At 63.7% G+C, this 16,055-nt stretch carries 18 protein-coding genes and 1 tRNA gene; 10 read left to right on the top strand and 9 right to left on the bottom strand.

Translation table 11 applies throughout. From position 1 onward, the window contains the following. Positions 1-40: 40 nt before the first annotated feature. From FPV16_RS14785 to FPV16_RS14795, 3 genes are all read left to right on the top strand, one after another. Entirely contained in the window at positions 41-538 is a 498-nt protein-coding gene (locus tag FPV16_RS14785) for a hypothetical protein (RefSeq protein ID WP_227439158.1), read from the top strand. Between the two features lie 77 nt (positions 539-615). Then, positions 616-1,119, top strand: coding sequence for a hypothetical protein (locus FPV16_RS14790; RefSeq protein WP_227439159.1), 504 nt, complete (start codon positions 616-618; stop codon positions 1,117-1,119). A gap of 339 nt (positions 1,120-1,458) precedes the next feature. Continuing rightward, positions 1,459-2,100, top strand: coding sequence for a hypothetical protein (locus FPV16_RS14795; RefSeq protein WP_227439160.1), 642 nt, complete (start codon positions 1,459-1,461; stop codon positions 2,098-2,100). Positions 2,101-2,308: 208 nt separating this feature from the next. On the opposite strand, the gene FPV16_RS14800 is transcribed toward FPV16_RS14795, so the two are convergent. Then, positions 2,309-3,448, bottom strand: a complete 1,140-nt coding sequence (locus FPV16_RS14800; protein WP_227439161.1) for an HPP family protein — start codon at positions 3,446-3,448, stop codon at positions 2,309-2,311. Positions 3,449-3,789: 341 nt separating this feature from the next. On the opposite strand from FPV16_RS14800, the gene FPV16_RS14805 reads away from it, so the two are divergent. From FPV16_RS14805 to FPV16_RS14830, 6 genes are all read left to right on the top strand, one after another. After that, entirely contained in the window at positions 3,790-4,365 is a 576-nt protein-coding gene (locus FPV16_RS14805; RefSeq protein ID WP_227439162.1) for a hypothetical protein, read from the top strand. After that, the gene (locus FPV16_RS14810; protein WP_227439163.1) at positions 4,329-5,483 is read left to right on the top strand and encodes an XRE family transcriptional regulator; all 1,155 of its coding nucleotides are present in this window, start codon (positions 4,329-4,331) and stop codon (positions 5,481-5,483) included. Before FPV16_RS14805 ends, FPV16_RS14810 begins: the two co-directional genes overlap by 37 nt. Before the next feature lie 181 nt (positions 5,484-5,664). Continuing rightward, complete coding sequence (locus tag FPV16_RS26425; protein WP_227439164.1) at positions 5,665-5,973, top strand: hypothetical protein; 309 nt, start codon at positions 5,665-5,667, stop codon at positions 5,971-5,973. A gap of 260 nt (positions 5,974-6,233) precedes the next feature. Continuing rightward, complete coding sequence (locus FPV16_RS14820; RefSeq protein WP_227439165.1) at positions 6,234-6,911, top strand: HNH endonuclease; 678 nt, start codon at positions 6,234-6,236, stop codon at positions 6,909-6,911. 239 nt (positions 6,912-7,150) lie between these two features. Next, positions 7,151-8,773: a Na+/H+ antiporter gene (locus FPV16_RS14825; protein ID WP_227439166.1), complete on the top strand. Its 1,623-nt coding sequence runs from the start codon at positions 7,151-7,153 to the stop codon at positions 8,771-8,773. 153 nt (positions 8,774-8,926) lie between these two features. Beyond that, on the top strand, positions 8,927-9,193 hold the full coding sequence (locus tag FPV16_RS14830; protein WP_227439167.1) for a hypothetical protein: 267 nt from the start codon (positions 8,927-8,929) through the stop codon (positions 9,191-9,193). Positions 9,194-9,412: 219 nt separating this feature from the next. Here FPV16_RS14830 and FPV16_RS14835 read toward each other — a convergent pair whose 3' ends face one another. From FPV16_RS14835 to FPV16_RS14845, 3 genes are all read right to left on the bottom strand, one after another. Continuing rightward, the gene (locus tag FPV16_RS14835; protein ID WP_227439239.1) at positions 9,413-11,434 is read right to left on the bottom strand and encodes a PAS domain-containing sensor histidine kinase; all 2,022 of its coding nucleotides are present in this window, start codon (positions 11,432-11,434) and stop codon (positions 9,413-9,415) included. 387 nt (positions 11,435-11,821) lie between these two features. Next, positions 11,822-12,232, bottom strand: coding sequence for a DUF1236 domain-containing protein (locus tag FPV16_RS14840; protein ID WP_056259030.1), 411 nt, complete (start codon positions 12,230-12,232; stop codon positions 11,822-11,824). A gap of 147 nt (positions 12,233-12,379) precedes the next feature. Beyond that, positions 12,380-12,454 (bottom strand) — tRNA-Thr (locus tag FPV16_RS14845). Between the two features lie 402 nt (positions 12,455-12,856). Between FPV16_RS14845 and FPV16_RS14850 the strand changes: the two genes are divergently transcribed. Continuing rightward, complete coding sequence (locus FPV16_RS14850; protein ID WP_227439168.1) at positions 12,857-13,504, top strand: hypothetical protein; 648 nt, start codon at positions 12,857-12,859, stop codon at positions 13,502-13,504. A gap of 45 nt (positions 13,505-13,549) precedes the next feature. Here the strand turns inward: FPV16_RS14850 and FPV16_RS14855 are convergent, their stop codons facing one another. The 5 genes from FPV16_RS14855 to FPV16_RS14875 form a co-directional block, all read right to left on the bottom strand. After that, the gene (locus tag FPV16_RS14855) at positions 13,550-13,909 is read right to left on the bottom strand and encodes a hypothetical protein (protein ID WP_227439169.1); all 360 of its coding nucleotides are present in this window, start codon (positions 13,907-13,909) and stop codon (positions 13,550-13,552) included. Positions 13,910-13,998: 89 nt separating this feature from the next. Continuing rightward, positions 13,999-14,415: a 3TM-type holin gene (locus tag FPV16_RS14860; protein WP_227439170.1), complete on the bottom strand. Its 417-nt coding sequence runs from the start codon at positions 14,413-14,415 to the stop codon at positions 13,999-14,001. A 3-nt stretch (positions 14,416-14,418) separates the two neighbouring features. After that, entirely contained in the window at positions 14,419-15,291 is an 873-nt protein-coding gene (locus FPV16_RS14865) for a glycoside hydrolase family 19 protein (protein WP_227439171.1), read from the bottom strand. A 73-nt stretch (positions 15,292-15,364) separates the two neighbouring features. Next, positions 15,365-15,562, bottom strand: coding sequence for a hypothetical protein (locus tag FPV16_RS14870; RefSeq protein WP_227439172.1), 198 nt, complete (start codon positions 15,560-15,562; stop codon positions 15,365-15,367). A gap of 21 nt (positions 15,563-15,583) precedes the next feature. Then, entirely contained in the window at positions 15,584-16,051 is a 468-nt protein-coding gene (locus FPV16_RS14875) for a hypothetical protein (protein ID WP_227439173.1), read from the bottom strand. Positions 16,052-16,055 lie beyond the last annotated feature (4 nt).

Below are 16,055 nucleotides of genomic sequence, written 5' to 3' on the forward strand. Positions count from 1 at the left end.
GTCCCACCCCCGACGCCAGAGCCACGTGAGGCCCGCACCCATGACCGCTCCCGCGAACAGCCCGGAACCCTTGCGCCTTCCTCCTCCCCGCCAGGGTTGGGGCAACATCCTCTGGACGCTGTTCGGCCTCGCGGCGCTCGCCGGCCTCCTGGGCGCCTGCCTCGTCTACACGGCGCCGCCGCTGCTCTCGGACTGGCAGGTCCGCGACACGGCCCATCCCGTCGCCGACGCGCGGGTGACCGACGGCAAGTGCAGCGCCAAGATCGTGATCCACATCTGCGACGCGACACTGAACCTGCGCACACCCACGGGCACCGTGGCGCGCCGGGTGAACTACGTGTTCACCGGCCTGCATGTGGGCGATTACAGCATCCGGGTGATGGCCGATGCGGGCCGTCCCGACCTCGTCACCACCGATCTCGGCCTCGACCGGTTGTGGAACCGCACCCTCACCTTCCTGGCGATCAACGGGGCGATGGCCGCCGTTATCGTGCTCGGCATCGCCGGGATGATCCGCAACCGGCAGGCGGCCTCCTGAAGGCTCCCCGCTCCGGCCATAGAACCGTTACCCCAGGCCCGTGATCCGGGGCCGCCGCACCACGAAGGAACCGCCGCATGATGTCACGCCGCCACCTTCTCGAAGCCACCGCCCTCGTCCTGCTCTCCGCATCGGCGGCCTGGGCCGAGCCGACCGTGGGCCTCGCCGAGCGCCGGGCGATCGCCGCCTACCGCCAGGACCGCTACCCCGCCTACGAGAAGGCAATCCAGGACGCGGCGGGCGTGCCCGTGCCGGTGGAGGTCGCCTGGGACCAGCTGACGATCCCCGGCGATGCCAAATATTATGCGGACGAGGGCTATTTCGGGAAGACGATTTTCGAACCCATTGCCGCCGGGCTGAAGGAGGTCGGCAAGGACAAGATGGGCCGGGACGCCCTCGCTCAGAAGCTCAAGGCGATCCGCATCCGGTTCGACGAGAAGACCGCGCCGGCCTCGAACTACCCCAACGGGCTGACTTTCGAGGGCGGCACCCTCGACGTGAACTGGCGGCCCTTCTCCAACGTCGCCGACTACAAGGACCGGGTCGATGCCGTGGTGAAGGTTCTCGAAAAGAACCTTTGACAACGGCAGGGACTGGTCGCGCGCGCCGGCATTTCGCTCGGACGCGACCCCGCTTCCCAGCGCCATGCGGCGGGCTTTCGGCGTGTGTCGTCGTGGCGACGGATGGCGCCACGCGCAAGGGTCGGCAGCGACCCGATCGCGTGGAAAAAGCGTGATCGGGCAAGCTCTTGAGCTATCTCGAGCGTGACGCGACCATGGCGGATCGGCGCGGCGTTGCGCCGATCACGGCAAACCGCGCCGCGTTCCGGTCACACAGGTGGGCGAGGCCCGGTCGAAAGCGGGCTGTGGGCAACGGACCTCACGCCCCCATCGCCCCCGCTTTCCGAACCGAGGTTCCGCATGGACCAAACCCTGCGCCGACGGTTCGACGGAGTCTGGACACGGGCGGTGGGAGGGTCCGGCGCGGAGGCGGCATGGCGGGCGCTCGATGCCGGCTACGGCGAGGCGGCGCGGCATTACCATGGCTGGCCCCATGTCAGGGCTCTGCTCGCGGGGCACGATGCCGTGCGCGGGCTGCCGGACATCTCGGGGCTCGACGGCGACGCCATCGATCTCGCCATCTCTTTCCACGACGCCGTCTACGATCCGGCCCGCTCCGACAACGAGGCGCGGAGCGCCGACCTGCTCGTCACCTGCTCGGGGTCCGGCCTCGGCCGGGATTGCATTCGCTCGGCCGTCGCGATGATCCGGGCGACCGCCGCTCACGGACCCGGCGAGGCCCCGGAAACGCGGTTGATGCTCGATCTCGACCTCGCGGTGCTCGGCGCTCCGCGAGCGACCTACGACGCCTATGCGGCGGCGATCCGGCGGGAATATGCGATGGTTCCCGACGCGGCATGGAGGATCGGTCGCGCGGGCGTGCTCGATCGGTTTCTCGATCGGCCCCGTCTCTACCAGACCGGGCATTTCCACGACCGCCTGGAGAGTGCCGCCCGTGCCAACCTCGCCGACGAGGCGGCGGCGCTTCAGGCCGGAGGGTGAGGGTTCGACCCCGTGCCGCCGACGCTCTCAGGCGCGGCCGAGGAGCCGGTGGACCTGCCACGTGATCATCATGCTCGACGCCATCAGGATCGCGTAGAGGAGGTGGAGAAGAATCGGCGTGTCGTGCATCGGCCCGAACCCGTGCTGGTACGGTGGGAGGAAACACCCTCTCCACGCAACAACCGGGCCATGCCTTCCGACAAGCCGCTCACGGCATCTGCGGGCCGGTGGGGTCCTGGGCCTTGGTGGAGACCAGGCGCATCAGGACCGCCAGCAGGTCGGTCTGGGTGACGATGCCGAGGATGCTGCGGTCCTCGGCCGTGACCACCACCGCATGCGTGCGCCCGTTGCTCAGCGGCTCCACCAGCGAGAGCACCGGCTCGTCCGCCATGGCGGTCCTGGCCGCGGACATGACCTGGGCGATGGCCCCGTCGCCGCGCAAAGCCAGTTCGCGCAGGCCCAGCGTGCCGGCGAGCCGCCCCGCGCCGTCGACCACGGGCAGGGTCCGGATGTTGTGCTTGAGCAGCAGATCGCGCGCCTTCGCGACGGACTCGTTCAGGCCGATCGTGACCACGTCCCGCGACATGACCGCGCCGCAGTCGAGCTCCCCATGGGCGCGGGCCATGGCCTGGCTCTCGACCTCACGGAGCAACCGATCCAGGTCGGTCCGGTCGATGTCGAGGGTTTCGTTCAAGGACTGGAGCGCCGCGTCCACGTCCCTGGCATTGAAGCCGACGCGGAGCGGAGGGGGCAGGTCGGCCGTCCCGTGGGGGTTGGCGGGAGAAGCGGCCGGGACGTGAGGATATGTGCGCCCGGACAGGCGATGGAAGGCGATGCCGAGGCCGACCAGGATGAGGGAGTTCAGGCAGACGGGGACGAAGGGAAACAGGAAGCCGGACGACGCGATGGCCGGCCCGCCGATGAGGGCCGTCAGGGCGGCGGCACCGCCCGGCGGATGCAGGCAACGCGTGAACGACATCGCCGCGATGGCGAGCGAGACGCCGACACCGATGGCCAGCACGGGGTTGGGGATGAAATAGGCCGCCGTTACCCCGATCAGAGCCGAGATCGTGTTGCCGCCGATGATCGGCCAGGGCTGGGCGAGCGGGCTCGCCGGCACGGCGAAGAGGAGCACCGCGGTCGCTCCCATCGGGGCGACGATCAGGGGAATGTGCGGCCCCTCTCCGACGATCCAGCCGCTGACGAGGCCGGTGAGCGCGATGCCGAGGAGAGCACCGAGGCAGGCGATGAGACGCTCGCGCAGGGTCGCACCCGCCAGGATCGGCCGAAACAGCCGAGATCCGAGCAGGTCGCCGAGACGACGTCCAGGACCGGCGATGTTGGACATCCTCTCGTTCTCCCCCGTGCGACCACCCGCCCAGCCGATCCCCGCCGCCATTACAGGCCTGCGGATCTGGTATACCAGATTGAGTTTTACAGGCCGGGTCGAGATTTGCAATCTCGATAGGCATTCTGCCTGCTGGTGAGGCAGATTGGGAGGCCGATGCGGAGCGCGGGCCGCTTTCTCCCTGGGGGTTCACGATTTCGAGTAGTGAACATAACGCCGGACCGACAGGCGAGATTGCGCTTGGTGTTGCCAAATAGCGTTGAGAGCACCACAACTAAAACGCACCGGAATATTTTTCGGAATATTTTTCTTGGTTTTTGTCGTGGTCGGGCGTAGGATCCATGGATGACCTTCATCCGCGGAGCACGATCTTGGAAACCGACATAGATACGATCATGGGTGCCCTGACGCCCTACCTCCCCCTGTTCGATGACATCCTCCGCCACGGGCACACTACCTACGAGACGTATCCGGCAAACCTCGTGGTCGATCACGATGCGAGCGCTCAGGCGCATTGCACGAACCGCCACGTTCTCGCCGAGGCGCACCGGTTGCTGGACGATCTGCCGGGCGTCAATCACAGGGAGGTCCGGGGGCAGAACCTCTGGCAGATCGACCCAGTCAACGTGATCGTGCGCTTCAAAAAGACTGACGAGGACGGCGTATCCTCGAATTACCAAACGCGCCAAGCGCGAGCGTTTGATCGCGGCGCTCAGATCCCCGGCATACCGGCCGAACCCACGAGGCTGACGGCTGGGTATCTGCTCGACGCTACCGGCATGGGCTATATGCGGTCGCAGATCTCCCTACCGACGAAACGCGGCGTTATCTGGTGCGCTGCCATCATACCAGAAGCGAACCGGGAAGCAGGCGAGACCGCGTGGCACGAAGTGCAGCGGCAGCGTCGGCTCTTTTGAAAATGAAGCAAGTCGAACAGTTCAACCGTTACATGATGATGCTTGCGCGAGACTCGCGCGGGCTGACACAGTCGGCGCTTGCCGACCAAATGAATGTTGCGCAAGGTACTATCTCGAAAGCCGAAGCCGGCATGAGCGAGCCACCTAGCGAGTTCGTCAGCGAACTTGCTAGCGTTCTCAAGTACACACCCGAGTTTTTCTATGAAACGGGTCGCCCGTATGGCATGCCACCGTTCCATTATCGGCGCAGGAAAAAGCTCGGTCAAAAGCCGTTAGACCGGATGATCGCGGAGATGAATATCAGACGCATTCACTTGCGTATACTGCTCCGCTCCTACGACGCACGAGCGAATGGGTTTATTCCAGAGATAGATAGGAATGAGTATCAGGGCTTTGTTGCCCGTCCTTTTAGTGTTGAGGACGCCGCCCGGCATCTGCGTGAACAATGGATGCTGCCGGATGGCCCGATCGATAACGTGACTGATCTACTTGAGGAGAATGGCGGCGTCGTTATTCCTTGCAACTTCGATAATGATCTCATTGATGCTGTGAGTCAGCGGATAGACGGAACGCCGGTTTTATTCTTCGTCAACATGAACGCGCCCGCAGATCGTATTAGACATACGCTTTGTCATGAACTAGCCCATATGGTGTTGCATACAACAACTTTACTCGAAGATGAAGTTATGGAAGACGAGGCAGATATATTTGCGGGATCCTTCTTGCTTCCAGCCAGAAATATCAGAGCTCAACTATCAAAATTTGATATTAGGCAGATAGCTAATTTAAAGAGACATTGGAAAGTTTCGATGTCATCAATAGCAATGAGGGCAGACCGACTGAATATGATCACACCGTATCAGAAAAAATCATTCTTTATAGAGATGAGTAAGCTTGGATATAGAAAGTCTGAGCCATATGAGCCCAAGAAAGAGTACCCAAAGAAGCTCTCCCGCTTAATCGATTATCATACAAACGTACTTGGCTACTCAAACGTCGAGCTTGCCAAGGCGCTGTTTATATCAACTTCCGAATTTGACCGGATGTACGGGAACGACATGCTTGGGCCGAAGGAGGAACGGGGGCAGAAGCGACCGACACTGCGGCTTATTCAATGAGCCTTTTGCTTGAAGCCAAGTATAAAAGTTCAGATAAGAGAGGCAAGAACAAGCTGCCTCTCGCAAAGCGCGTCCAAATCCTGAGCATGCTCTGCGAGGGCTCCTCCATGCGGTCGATCAGCAGCGTGGTGTACGTGTCGATCAACACGGCGCGGAAGCTGCTTGAGGATGCCGGTAAGGCGTGTGCGGCTTCCACGATCAGAGCGTACGTGGCGTCGCTGCCGAGCGCGTCCCGTGCGACGAGATTTGGTCCTACTGCTACGCTAAGGCGAAGAACGTCGCCACCGCCAAGGCCGCTCCTGAGGGCGCAGGCGACGTGTGGACATGGACGGCCCTCGACGCCGATTCCAAGCTAATCGTGTACTGCCTCGTCGGCGGACGTGACGTCGAGTACGCCGACGCCTTCATGAGCGATCTGGCGGGCCATCTGATGAAGCGCACATCTCCACGTCATGCGTGGAGCGTCAAAACCTCACGATGCGGATGCTAAGGAAATGTGGTTCACCCGCGTCTCAAACGATTCCTCCAAGAAATTCGCGAACTACGCTCACATGGCGGCGATCTACACGATCTGGCACAACTTCGTGAAGATGCACGAGAAGCACCTGATGAGCCCGGCTATAGTCGCTGGCGTGTCGGATCGGTTTGGAGCATGGAAGACTTGGCGGAGCTGGTCGAGGCCGCAGCGCCCTCGCCGCGGAACAAGCCTCGCTCTAACAATTCGCCAGATACCGCTGGCTTGGAGGAATGATGGCAAGCAAAAAGCCTCCTGCGGAAGCTAACGCTGAAATTGATGCCGTTATAGCTGGATTTGGAAGCGTCCCATTCTCATCAAAGGAATTCATTAAGGCATTCAGTGAAGAATACCCAGCCAAATGGGCCGAAATTGTTAAGCAGTATAAGATCGGCGGAAAGGGGTCTGGTAACAGATTTTCTGCTGCAGGCTTCATGGGAAGGCAGCTTGATTTTCGTTCGGACAAACAGAAAGTTCTGAAGCTACCTCGTCGGAAGGCTCCCGCTGGTTGGGGCAACAGATGGATATCTGTATGGCAGTCACCAAACTTACGAATGAAAGCGAATATATACCCGGATGAGCTTGATGGAGAGGCGGAAATTCACGAGGGGGCAAAGAAAAAGGTTCTTGTAAACAAATATGAGAGAGACAAATCGGCAAGATTAAAATGCATAAAACATTATGGCTGCAAATGTTTTGCCTGTAATTTCGAATTTACTAATAAATACGGAGAATATGGCGCCAACTTTATCCATGTTCATCACTTAAGGCCTTTGCACAAAATCGCGAAAGACTACATAGTTGATCCCATCGCCGACCTACGGCCGGTTTGTCCGAACTGTCATGCCATGATTCATTACCGCGGCGGCCTTCTTTCGATCGAGGAGCTACGAGCGATTATACGGCCCGACTAGTTGAAAAATTCAGACTGAGACCCCGCCCGATTTCGGCTTCTTTCCTCCCGGCGGACGTCGAAGACCGTCACATCGATCACTGTCATGCGATCGCCGATGCGGGTAATCCGAGGAGGTTGGCGCCGCTCCGCCCTACGGTGCCTCGCAGGTGATGATCGCCACGACGCGCCATCGCGCCCCTATGGCGCCACACCGCCGAGGCATCGACACCGCCGCCGACTCCACCATGAAAGAGGCGAATGGAAAGCGTTACCGTCGTACTGGCCCTGCTGCTGTCCGTCCTCGTCAGCGGCGCCCTCGGCCGCCTGCTTCCGTTGCCGTTGCCGCTGATCCAGATCGCCATCGGGGTGGCCCTCGCTCTCGGACCGCTGCCGAGCACGGCCCTCGACCCCGAGATCTTCTTCCTCGTCTTCCTGCCGCCGCTTCTGTTCCTCGATGGCTGGCGCATCCCGAAGCGCGACCTGTTCCGTGACGGCAAGACCGTGCTGGCCCTCGCGCTGGGCCTCGTGGTCCTGACGGTGCTCGGCATCGGCGCGCTGATCCACGGCATGATCCCGGGGATGCCGCTGGCGGTGGCCTTCGCCCTCGCGGCCGTCCTCTCACCCACGGACCCGATCGCGGTCTCGTCGGTAGCGGCGCAGGCCCCGGTCCCGCGGCGCCTCATGCACATCCTCGAAGGCGAAGCCCTCCTCAACGACGCCACCGGCCTCGTCTGCCTGCGCTTTGCCATCGCCGCCGCCCTCACGGGCACCTTCTCGCTGCCCCAGGCGGCGACCACCTTCGTGTGGCTCGCGCTCGGCGGAATCGGCATCGGCGCCGCGACGACCTTCCTCCTCATGGGCGCCCAGGATCTGCTGCGGCGGCGCACGGGCGAGGATCCCGGCCTGCAGATCCTGTTCAGCCTGCTCACGCCCTTCGGCGCCTATCTCGCCGCCGAGCACGTCCATGCCTCCGGCATCCTGGCCGCCGTCGCGGCCGGCATCGCCATGACCTATGTGGAGATCCAGGGGCGCAGCCTCGGGGCCACCCGCGTCCGGCGCACCGCCGTCTGGGACACGGTGGCCCTGGCCGCCAACGGCTCGATCTTCGTCCTGCTGGGCGAGCAGCTGCCGGAGGTGCTCGGACAGGCCGTCAAGCAGGCCGACGTCCAGGGGGCCGGCTGGCTCGTCGCCTGGATCCTCGCCATCACCGCCGGCTTGATGGCGATCCGCTTCGTCTGGGTCTGGATCTCGCTCCAGTTCGTTCTGATGAAGGCGCGCCGGAGTGGCGATCGGCGGGAGACGCCGACCCTGCGCCTCGTGGCCGCGACGACCCTGGCGGGCGTCAAGGGCGCCATCACCCTCGCGGGCATCCTGACCCTGCCGCTCGCCCTGAAGGACGGCACGCCGTTTCCCGCGCGCGACCTCTCGATCCTCCTCGCCATGGGGGTGATCCTGACCTCGCTCCTCCTCGCGAGCACGGTCTTGCCGCCGCTGCTGCGGGGCCTGCGGCTTCCCCCCGAGCCCAGCCACGATGCCGAGGAGGACGCCGCTCGCGCCGCCGCGCGCGACGACGCCGTGAAGGCCATCGAGGCCCTGCAGCATCGGCTCGTGGAGGAGCAGGAGGATGCCTCCATCGCGGTGGAAGCCAGCGCCCGCGCCATGGACCGCTACGAGGGCCTGGAAGCGGCGACCGCGGAGCCGCGAAAGGATGTCAGCCGCATCAAGCAGCTCGCCCTCACCGAGAAGCGCCTGCGCCTCGCCGGCATCGAGGCCGAGCGCCAGGCCCTCTATCGCCTGCGCCGCTCGGAGGCGATCGACGACGTGGTGCTGCGGCGGCTCGTCCGGGAGATCGATCTGGTGGAGGCGCGCCTCGTCGTCTGAGCGGGTCGGCCGGGATCTGGGCGCGCGTTATAATCCGCGACAGCGCGTGCGCGCGAGCACGCCAAGAATGGAGATGGCGCCCCATATTCATTTCCAACAGCAACAAGCAGACCTCATTCCGGATCTGCAGCTTATAGGAGCCACGTCACCCCCATGAAGACCCGTATTGCCGCCATCGCCACTGCCCTTGTTCTTGGTGTTTCTTCGATTTCTTCGGCGATGGCCTACGATCGTCCCTCCCGCTACACGGCGTTCTCGCCTTACGATGTCGAGACGACGGGTTCGTTCCAGTCTCGTGGTGATGTCTTCTCGCGCAACCCGGCCACCTGCCCGATGAGTTCGGCCGCCGAAGGCAACGCCAATCAGCAGAACTTCCCGGTCCAGCAATATGGCCAGACTTCCGGCGGGAACCGCTGCTGATCGGTCGACGAGGGTTCGCCGATGAAGCTGAAACCGTTCAATTACGCGATGATCGGCGTCTTCGCCGTCGGCCTCATCGCGACGATCGTCGGCTCGTTGAAAGTCGCCCTGGGGTTCTGAGAACCCCGTCGATCCGAGACGTCATGCCAGGCCTCGATGAGTTCGCCTCATCGGGGCCTTTTCGCGCGAGGTCACGACGATTGCGGCTTTCTCGTCCGATCAGCCGAGATAGGAGCCGGCCACGGCCGTCATCGCGCCGGGGGAGCCGCTGGCGTCGTCCGCCACCGGCCGGAACGCCAGGATCCGGCGTTCGGCCTGCAATCTCGTCCGGATGGCGCGGGACAGCTCCTCCTGCCCGAACGGCTTGGTCAGGCGCACGTCATCGGCGTGCTCGCCCTCCGTCGGGTCGGCGTAGCCGGTCGCGAGGATGGCCGGCAGTCCGGGATAGTCCCGGCCGATCGCCGCGATGAGCTGCGTGCCGTTCATGCCCGGCATCAACTGGTCCGTGATCACGAGATCGAACGGTTCGGCGCAGCGGAGGACGTGCAGGGCCTGCGAGCCCGACGCCGCCTCCTTCACCACGTGACCGAGATCTTCCAGCATGGCCGCCGTGTTCATGAGGACCAGCGGGTCGTCATCGACCACCAGCACCCTCAGCGGCCTCGTCGCGGACGGGGAAAGGACCGCTTCCGGCGTCGCCTTTGCCGCGTCCCCGGCCTCGGCCTCGGGCAGCCACAGCTCAGCCGTCGTGCCCTGGCCCGGAACGCTCCTGAGAAGCAGCCGGCCGCCCGACTGCTCGGCGAAGCCGTGGATCATGGAGAGGCCCAGCCCGGTGCCCTTGCCGACACCTTTGGTCGTGAAGAACGGCTCGGTCGCGCGGGCGAGGGTCTGCTCGTCCATGCCGTCCCCCGTATCGGTGACCGACAGGCAGACGTAGCGACCCGGGCCGAGACCGGGGACCTCGTCGGGGGCGACCACCGCGTCGCGCGCGGCGATGGTGATCCTGCCGCCCTCCGGCATGGCATCGCGGGCGTTGACGGCAAGATTGAGCAGGGCCAGTTCGAGCTGGTTGGCATCGACGTTGGCGAACGGCAGCTCCGGGGGGAACCGCGTGTCGACCGGGATGCCCGATCCGATGGAGCCCTTCAGCAGCTCGGCCATGCCCCGCACGAGGTCCGGCACGTCCACGGGGCCGGTCTCCAGCTTCTGCTGGCGTGCGAAGGCGAGCATGCGCTTGGTCAGCGTGGCGCCCCGCTCGGCCGCCTGAATCGAGTTCTCCACCAGCTGCAGCAGCTTGCGATCCGGCGGGAGGCGCTTGCGGGCGAGATGCAGATTGCCGAGCACGACGGCGAGGAGGTTGTTGAAATCATGGGCGACACCGCCGGTGAGCTGACCGATCGCTTCCATCTTCTGCGACTGGACGAAGCGCGCGCGGGTGTCTTCGAGGGCCCGTTCGGCGTTTCGCCGCTCCGTGACGTCCCGCGTGATCTTGGCGAAACCGATCAGCTCGCCATGCTCGCCCCGGATCGGATCGATGACGACATGGGCCCAGAAACAGGTCCTGTCCTTGCGGACGCGCCAGCCTTCGGCCTCGAAACGGCCTTCGGTGGCCGCGGTCCGGAGCGCCCGGGCGGGCAGGCCCGAGGCGCGATCCTCGTCGGTATAGAAGCGCGAAAAATGCTCGCCGATGATCTCGTCGTCCGTGTAACCCTTGAAGCGCTGGGCGCCGCGATTCCAGCTCGTGACCCTTCCCAGAGGGTCGAGCATGTAGATGGCGTAGTCCCGCACGCCCTGGACGAGCAGGCGGAAATGCTGCTCGCTCCGTTCGAGGGCGGCCAGGGCGGCCCGTCGCTCGGTGAGGTCGCGGGTGACCTTGGCGTAGCCGACGAGGGTACCGTCGTCGCGGCGGATCGGATCGATGAGCACGTGGGCCCACATCAGGCTGCCGTCCTTGCGGACGCGCCAGCCCTCCTGCTCGAACCGCCCCTCGGTCTCGGCGATCCGCAAAGCCCGGCCGGGCAGGCCGATGGCCCGGTCGTCGTCGGTGTAGAAGCGCGAGAAATGCTCGCCGATGATCTCCGCGTCGGTATAGCCCTTGAAGCGCTGGGCGCCGCGGTTCCAGCTCGCCACCCGTCCCTGCGGATCGAGCATGTAGATGGCGTAATCGACGATGCTGTCCACCAGCAGGCGGTACCGCTCGTCATCGACGACCAGGGCTTCGATCGCATCCGCCGCCGTCATGGCGTGACCGATGGTGGGTTCTCGGTTGGAGACGTCGTCAGCCATGGGTCCACCCTACTCGATACCGAACACGATGTCGGTTGCGTCGCCTTTCGGACGCTTCGCCGCTCACCCGGTGACTGGTGCCGCAACGGTCCATGACCACACCTCGACCAGAAGTCGGAGACAGTCTCACGCCTGCCGCAACAGCAGGACTGGATTTCTATTCCCGCTTCAATGCGGCGCGACTGTCAATTGATAATGTCCGCCGCATAAACGCCGTCGCACGGGGCCTCGGAGCCGGTCACCGGAGGCCCTGCGCCGCGACGGCGTTCGCCATCGGCGGCGATGGCGAAGCCGGTCGTCCTGGGAACGGAGGCGAAGGGCCGTGGCGGGCGCGCTCCGTCCTCAGTCGATCACCTCGACGATCCGGCGGGTGCCCGGCTCGACCAGCACCGGGATATCGTTCACGACGGTGTAATTGTAGCCTTTCAGGGCGAATTCGGGCGGCACGTCGTAATAGACGACACCACCCTCGGGCAGGACGGCGCCGACATGCACCTTGCCGCGGTAGGCGAAGGACGGGCGCCGCTCGCCGCGCGTGTAGATCCTGAACCGCTCCCGGCGATCGATCCCGAGGATCTCGTTGGCGGTCCCGACCGCCCCGCCGATCACGCTGCCGACGGCCGCGCCCAGGGGGCCGGCGATGTTGCCGCCGCGCTCGGCACCGTCCTCGGTGCCCCGGGCGTAACCTTGTGCATGAGCCGCCATCCCGACGCTCAACGCCGCGAGCACACCCGCCGCAACACCTATCCGCATGGGTTTTTGCCCTCGTTCCCGACGTGCCGACATGGCCGGACGACCTAAATCTTCCGACCGCCTCTTCATGGCGCGTTATCGTTAAGGAAATCCGCCTTCGGTCCGGCCCCGGGGATGCGCATCCGACAGGCTTCAGCGACGGGGGAATGGTGCCGGATGAGGGGATTGAACCCCCGACCTTCGGTTTACAAAACCGCTGCTCTACCGCTGAGCTAATCCGGCATTCGCTCTGAAACCATTGAAGAAATTCATGGTTTAGTCGCGTCAGGGGCGACTTTAAAGACGTTTGCTGGCGCTTCGTCAAGGCACAAGACTCGGCACATTCCGTTCCCCGCCCGTTCTCGATCCCCTTCGTAGGGGCTCGATCCGCCGATCCCCGCCGAAACCGGGGGTCGGCACATCAGGTCGGCACAGGAAGGAACACGGGAATGAGCCGCACGAACATCGCCCTGATCGCCCTCGGCCCTATCGCCTCCGCGGCTATCATCGTCGTGCCGTGGAACGCGGTCCGAGCCTCAAACGCGAAAAAGCCCGGCGCGCCCTGACGGCGGCCGGGCTGGACGGGATCCCCTGTAGCGTGCGCATCATGAGCTTTAACGCTGCGGACGCAGGGAGGGCAGACGGTTGGATTGGCTTCAGTTTATTTCGAGCTTGATAAGCTCTCTCACGACGATGGTCGGCTCACTGGCGTGGCCTGCGGTCGTTGCATTTCTAATTTACCAGCTCCGCGCGCAACTCGCTTCGTTGGCAAGGCGGATAAGCGAGTTCAGTTTCCCCGGGGGAGGGAAAGCTGTTTTCAGCGCGGAAGTTAACGATGCCGTATCTACAGCAGAAAATGTTGCGAACGCTGTCTCAACAACGCCACCTCTAGGAAGCGCTGAGCATCTCGAACTGATTACCGAAAAGCCTGAGATACCGACAAAGCCCTTAGCAGAAAGTCCAAAAGACATCATCGAACATGAATATTTGAGCATCGATGATTATATTAAAAACAAGATCGCCATCGTGCCACTAGAGAGACGAAAAAACCCATCGGATTTCATATATTATGAGTTAATGAAGATCGACCATGAAGAGGTATATAGGTTGTATAGAAAAATTGGCGATTTGTACATAATTGCTCGGAACTCAAATTCTGGCGACATAACGCAATACGACGCCGACCAATACAAGTATTTATGCGGAATTTTTCGTAATATATTTGAGACCGAGTTTAGCAGGTGGTTAGAGCAAGATTTTGCAGGAAAGACACACGTCGAAAGGCAGAGGTGACAAGTCCGCTGGTGTACACGTTGAGTGATGTGAACAACGGGCAAACTATCTTGGTGACCGTCCGTGGAGGACCGCTTCGAGCAGCTCGGAGCGCGTCGCGCGCATCTCCTCCCGAACCGAAGACACCATGCCGTCGATCCGCCCCTCGAGCCGGGTGATGACGTCGCCGGTTACGTATTTCTGCGCGACCTCAACCTTGAAGGCGTTCAGAGCGTCGCCCTGACGTTCAACGTTGAGCTTCACCGAGGCGAGGTCGAGCACCAGAGGGCTGACAGCCTCCTTCTCTCGCGTCTTGAGCTTACCGGCGATCCAGTCGACCGCCTTCAGCACCGCCACCAGGAACAGCGCGAACGCGATGAACCCGGCCCAGGTCATCGGCCCGGGCGAGAGGAATGAGGTGTCCATGATGCAAGCCCCCACGGGCGCGGTGGCACGCCGGTATTCCGGTCGCGCTGGAGCGACCCTCCCCCCTCATGAGGGGAGGGGTAGGGGAGCTACCGGGCGGGTTTCGGGGTAATCGCGGAGAGGCCTTTCTCGACGGTCCGGGCGAGCATGAAGCCGCCGATGCCGATCGAGATCAGGTTCCAGAGGTTGTCCGGCGTGGCGGCCAGCGCGGCGATGACCTCTTTCTGTAGGCCGAACATCGGCGAGATCACGCCGACGTAGGTCACCATGAACAGGCCCCAGACCACGACCATCGGCCGGGCGTTGCGCGAGAGCCAGCCCTCCGAGGCGGCGTCGGCCGTCATGACGCTGGCCATGGCTTGGTTCAGCGCGGTTTGGTTGTCGAGCACCGCTTTCTGAAACTCGGCCTGGACCTCGGCGCGCTTGCCGGCGTCGGGGATGACCTTTTCTAGGGCGGGGCCAAGGAACTGGAGCAGCATCGGGATGATCGTGATCAGGGCGCCCATGGGTCAGGCTCCTTTTGCCATGTTGGTGCGGAGGGATGCGAGGAGCCGGGCCCAGAAGCCGAGCGGGACGGGCTGGCCTACATTTGACGGGGAATTGATCGGCTGGGCCACGGGCGCAGCCGGGGCTTTATCCGGCAATGACTTAGCGGGCGCCGGAACCGGACTAGAACTTGATCCGGTTTTGATCGGGGCGCCAAGAGCGCCCGGCAGGCGGGCGGCGGCCAGCGGCATCCCGCCGGCGACGAGACCGGCCTCGAAGCGCACGGCATAGCCTGCAATCGTTGAGGCCTTGTCCATGCCGTTCACGGTGCGGCGGGCGCCGACGTAATCGCAGCGATCACCGGCGATGCAGTCTTCGAGCGCCTTGCCGGTGAAGTCGCCCTTGATCGACACACCGCGCGTCACGCCCTCGATGAGGATCCAGGCCGAGGTAGCGGGATCGAGGGCGAGGTCTGGATTCCCGGCAAGGTCGATCCCGAGCAGCTTGCCCATCGCAGCATAGTTCGCCTCGAAGGTGAGCTGCACGTCGCCGCGGCCGTAGAACGACAGGCCGCGCGAGTTCGGCAGGGCATAGTTTCGGCTGATCTTCCCCTTGGCATAGAGGCTCGCCACCGCCTTCCGAGCCGCAGCATCCGAGGACGCGAAGCCCTCGCGCACCGGCATCATGCGCTTGCCGGTCTCATGGAAGCTTGTCGCCAGGATATAGGCGAGGTGCCGGCGGTCGAGCAGCACGGCGTGCAGCAGGAACGCGTCGATCAGGCGGTTCAGCCCGTCGACCTGATCCTGCGTAAACGAGCCGAAGATGGACCGGATCGACGCGAAGAAGCGGTCGCGATCCAGGCGCGCGAAAGCGCCCGCGTCGATGGACGAGGTCATGCAGAGCTCCAGGATCAGGGCACAAAAAAGCCGCCCGGAGGCGGCGGAGGAGAGACGAAGCGGGAGGCCGGCCTCAGGGGGCCTTCAGCCCGTCGTTCTCGCTCCAGGTCCAACCGACGTCGCCGATGTCCGACGCTACGACGTGGAACCCGTCCGTCGCGCACAGCCGCTCGTAATTCGGAGACTCCGGGTCGGTCTCGAAGGTGATCTTGTCGACGACCACGTTCGGCGTCTTCGACGTGTCGATGATGAGATGACGGGTCTGGGCCATGGGTTGGGATCCTCGACGGAGCTAGAACACTTCGCTCTGGCGGAGCAGCCGCCGATAGACTGCGATGTTGATCCGCATATTCTCGACAACAGACGGCTTCCAGAGCAGGCGGGCGTACCGAGCAGCCAATTTCGGCTGACCGGGGGGGACGGTCGGGACGTCAAGGCAGAGATCCGGCGCAGTGAGTGCCGAGAAGTCCACGGTGGTCGGCACAAGCGTGACGCCACCCCGGTTCGTCATCGAGCACACGCTACCGCGCAGGACGGTCGGCGGCTTCGTCGCGCCCCAGAACGTCACCGTGTCGATGATGTAGGTATCCTGGCCCTCTTGCGTGGCCATACCGAGCTCGATGTCGTTCGTGGTCGAGCAGTCGACACCCTCGGCGGTCATCAGCACGCCGTCGGGCATGTTCCAGATGGTGAGCGGGCCATCGATGCCGTCGTTGTTCTCGATGCGAATGCCGCCGCGTCCGTGGATCGGCATGCCCATGAGC

The organism is Methylobacterium sp. W2 (assembly GCF_020662345.1).
Classification (GTDB): Bacteria; Pseudomonadota; Alphaproteobacteria; order Rhizobiales; family Beijerinckiaceae; genus Methylobacterium.

Excerpts from the sequence above, each read along its gene's own strand:
- FPV16_RS14875 (WP_227439173.1), bottom strand. The coding sequence starts at position 16,051 with ATGGGCATGCCGATCCACGGACGCGGCGGCATTCGCATCGAGAACAAC.
- FPV16_RS14855 (WP_227439169.1), bottom strand. The coding sequence starts at position 13,909 with ATGGACACCTCATTCCTCTCGCCCGGGCCGATGACCTGGGCCGGGTTC.
- FPV16_RS14830 (WP_227439167.1), top strand. The coding sequence starts at position 8,927 with ATGAAGACCCGTATTGCCGCCATCGCCACTGCCCTTGTTCTTGGTGTT.
- FPV16_RS14870 (WP_227439172.1), bottom strand. The coding sequence starts at position 15,562 with ATGGCCCAGACCCGTCATCTCATCATCGACACGTCGAAGACGCCGAAC.
- FPV16_RS14790 (WP_227439159.1), top strand. The coding sequence starts at position 616 with ATGATGTCACGCCGCCACCTTCTCGAAGCCACCGCCCTCGTCCTGCTC.
- FPV16_RS14860 (WP_227439170.1), bottom strand. The coding sequence starts at position 14,415 with ATGGGCGCCCTGATCACGATCATCCCGATGCTGCTCCAGTTCCTTGGC.
- FPV16_RS14785 (WP_227439158.1), top strand. The coding sequence starts at position 41 with ATGACCGCTCCCGCGAACAGCCCGGAACCCTTGCGCCTTCCTCCTCCC.
- FPV16_RS14840 (WP_056259030.1), bottom strand. The coding sequence starts at position 12,232 with ATGCGGATAGGTGTTGCGGCGGGTGTGCTCGCGGCGTTGAGCGTCGGG.
- FPV16_RS14835 (WP_227439239.1), bottom strand. The coding sequence starts at position 11,434 with ATGACGGCGGCGGATGCGATCGAAGCCCTGGTCGTCGATGACGAGCGG.
- FPV16_RS14800 (WP_227439161.1), bottom strand. The coding sequence starts at position 3,448 with ATGTCCAACATCGCCGGTCCTGGACGTCGTCTCGGCGACCTGCTCGGA.
- FPV16_RS14820 (WP_227439165.1), top strand. The coding sequence starts at position 6,234 with ATGGCAAGCAAAAAGCCTCCTGCGGAAGCTAACGCTGAAATTGATGCC.
- FPV16_RS14825 (WP_227439166.1), top strand. The coding sequence starts at position 7,151 with ATGGAAAGCGTTACCGTCGTACTGGCCCTGCTGCTGTCCGTCCTCGTC.
- FPV16_RS14795 (WP_227439160.1), top strand. The coding sequence starts at position 1,459 with ATGGACCAAACCCTGCGCCGACGGTTCGACGGAGTCTGGACACGGGCG.
- FPV16_RS14805 (WP_227439162.1), top strand. The coding sequence starts at position 3,790 with ATGGATGACCTTCATCCGCGGAGCACGATCTTGGAAACCGACATAGAT.
- FPV16_RS14865 (WP_227439171.1), bottom strand. The coding sequence starts at position 15,291 with ATGACCTCGTCCATCGACGCGGGCGCTTTCGCGCGCCTGGATCGCGAC.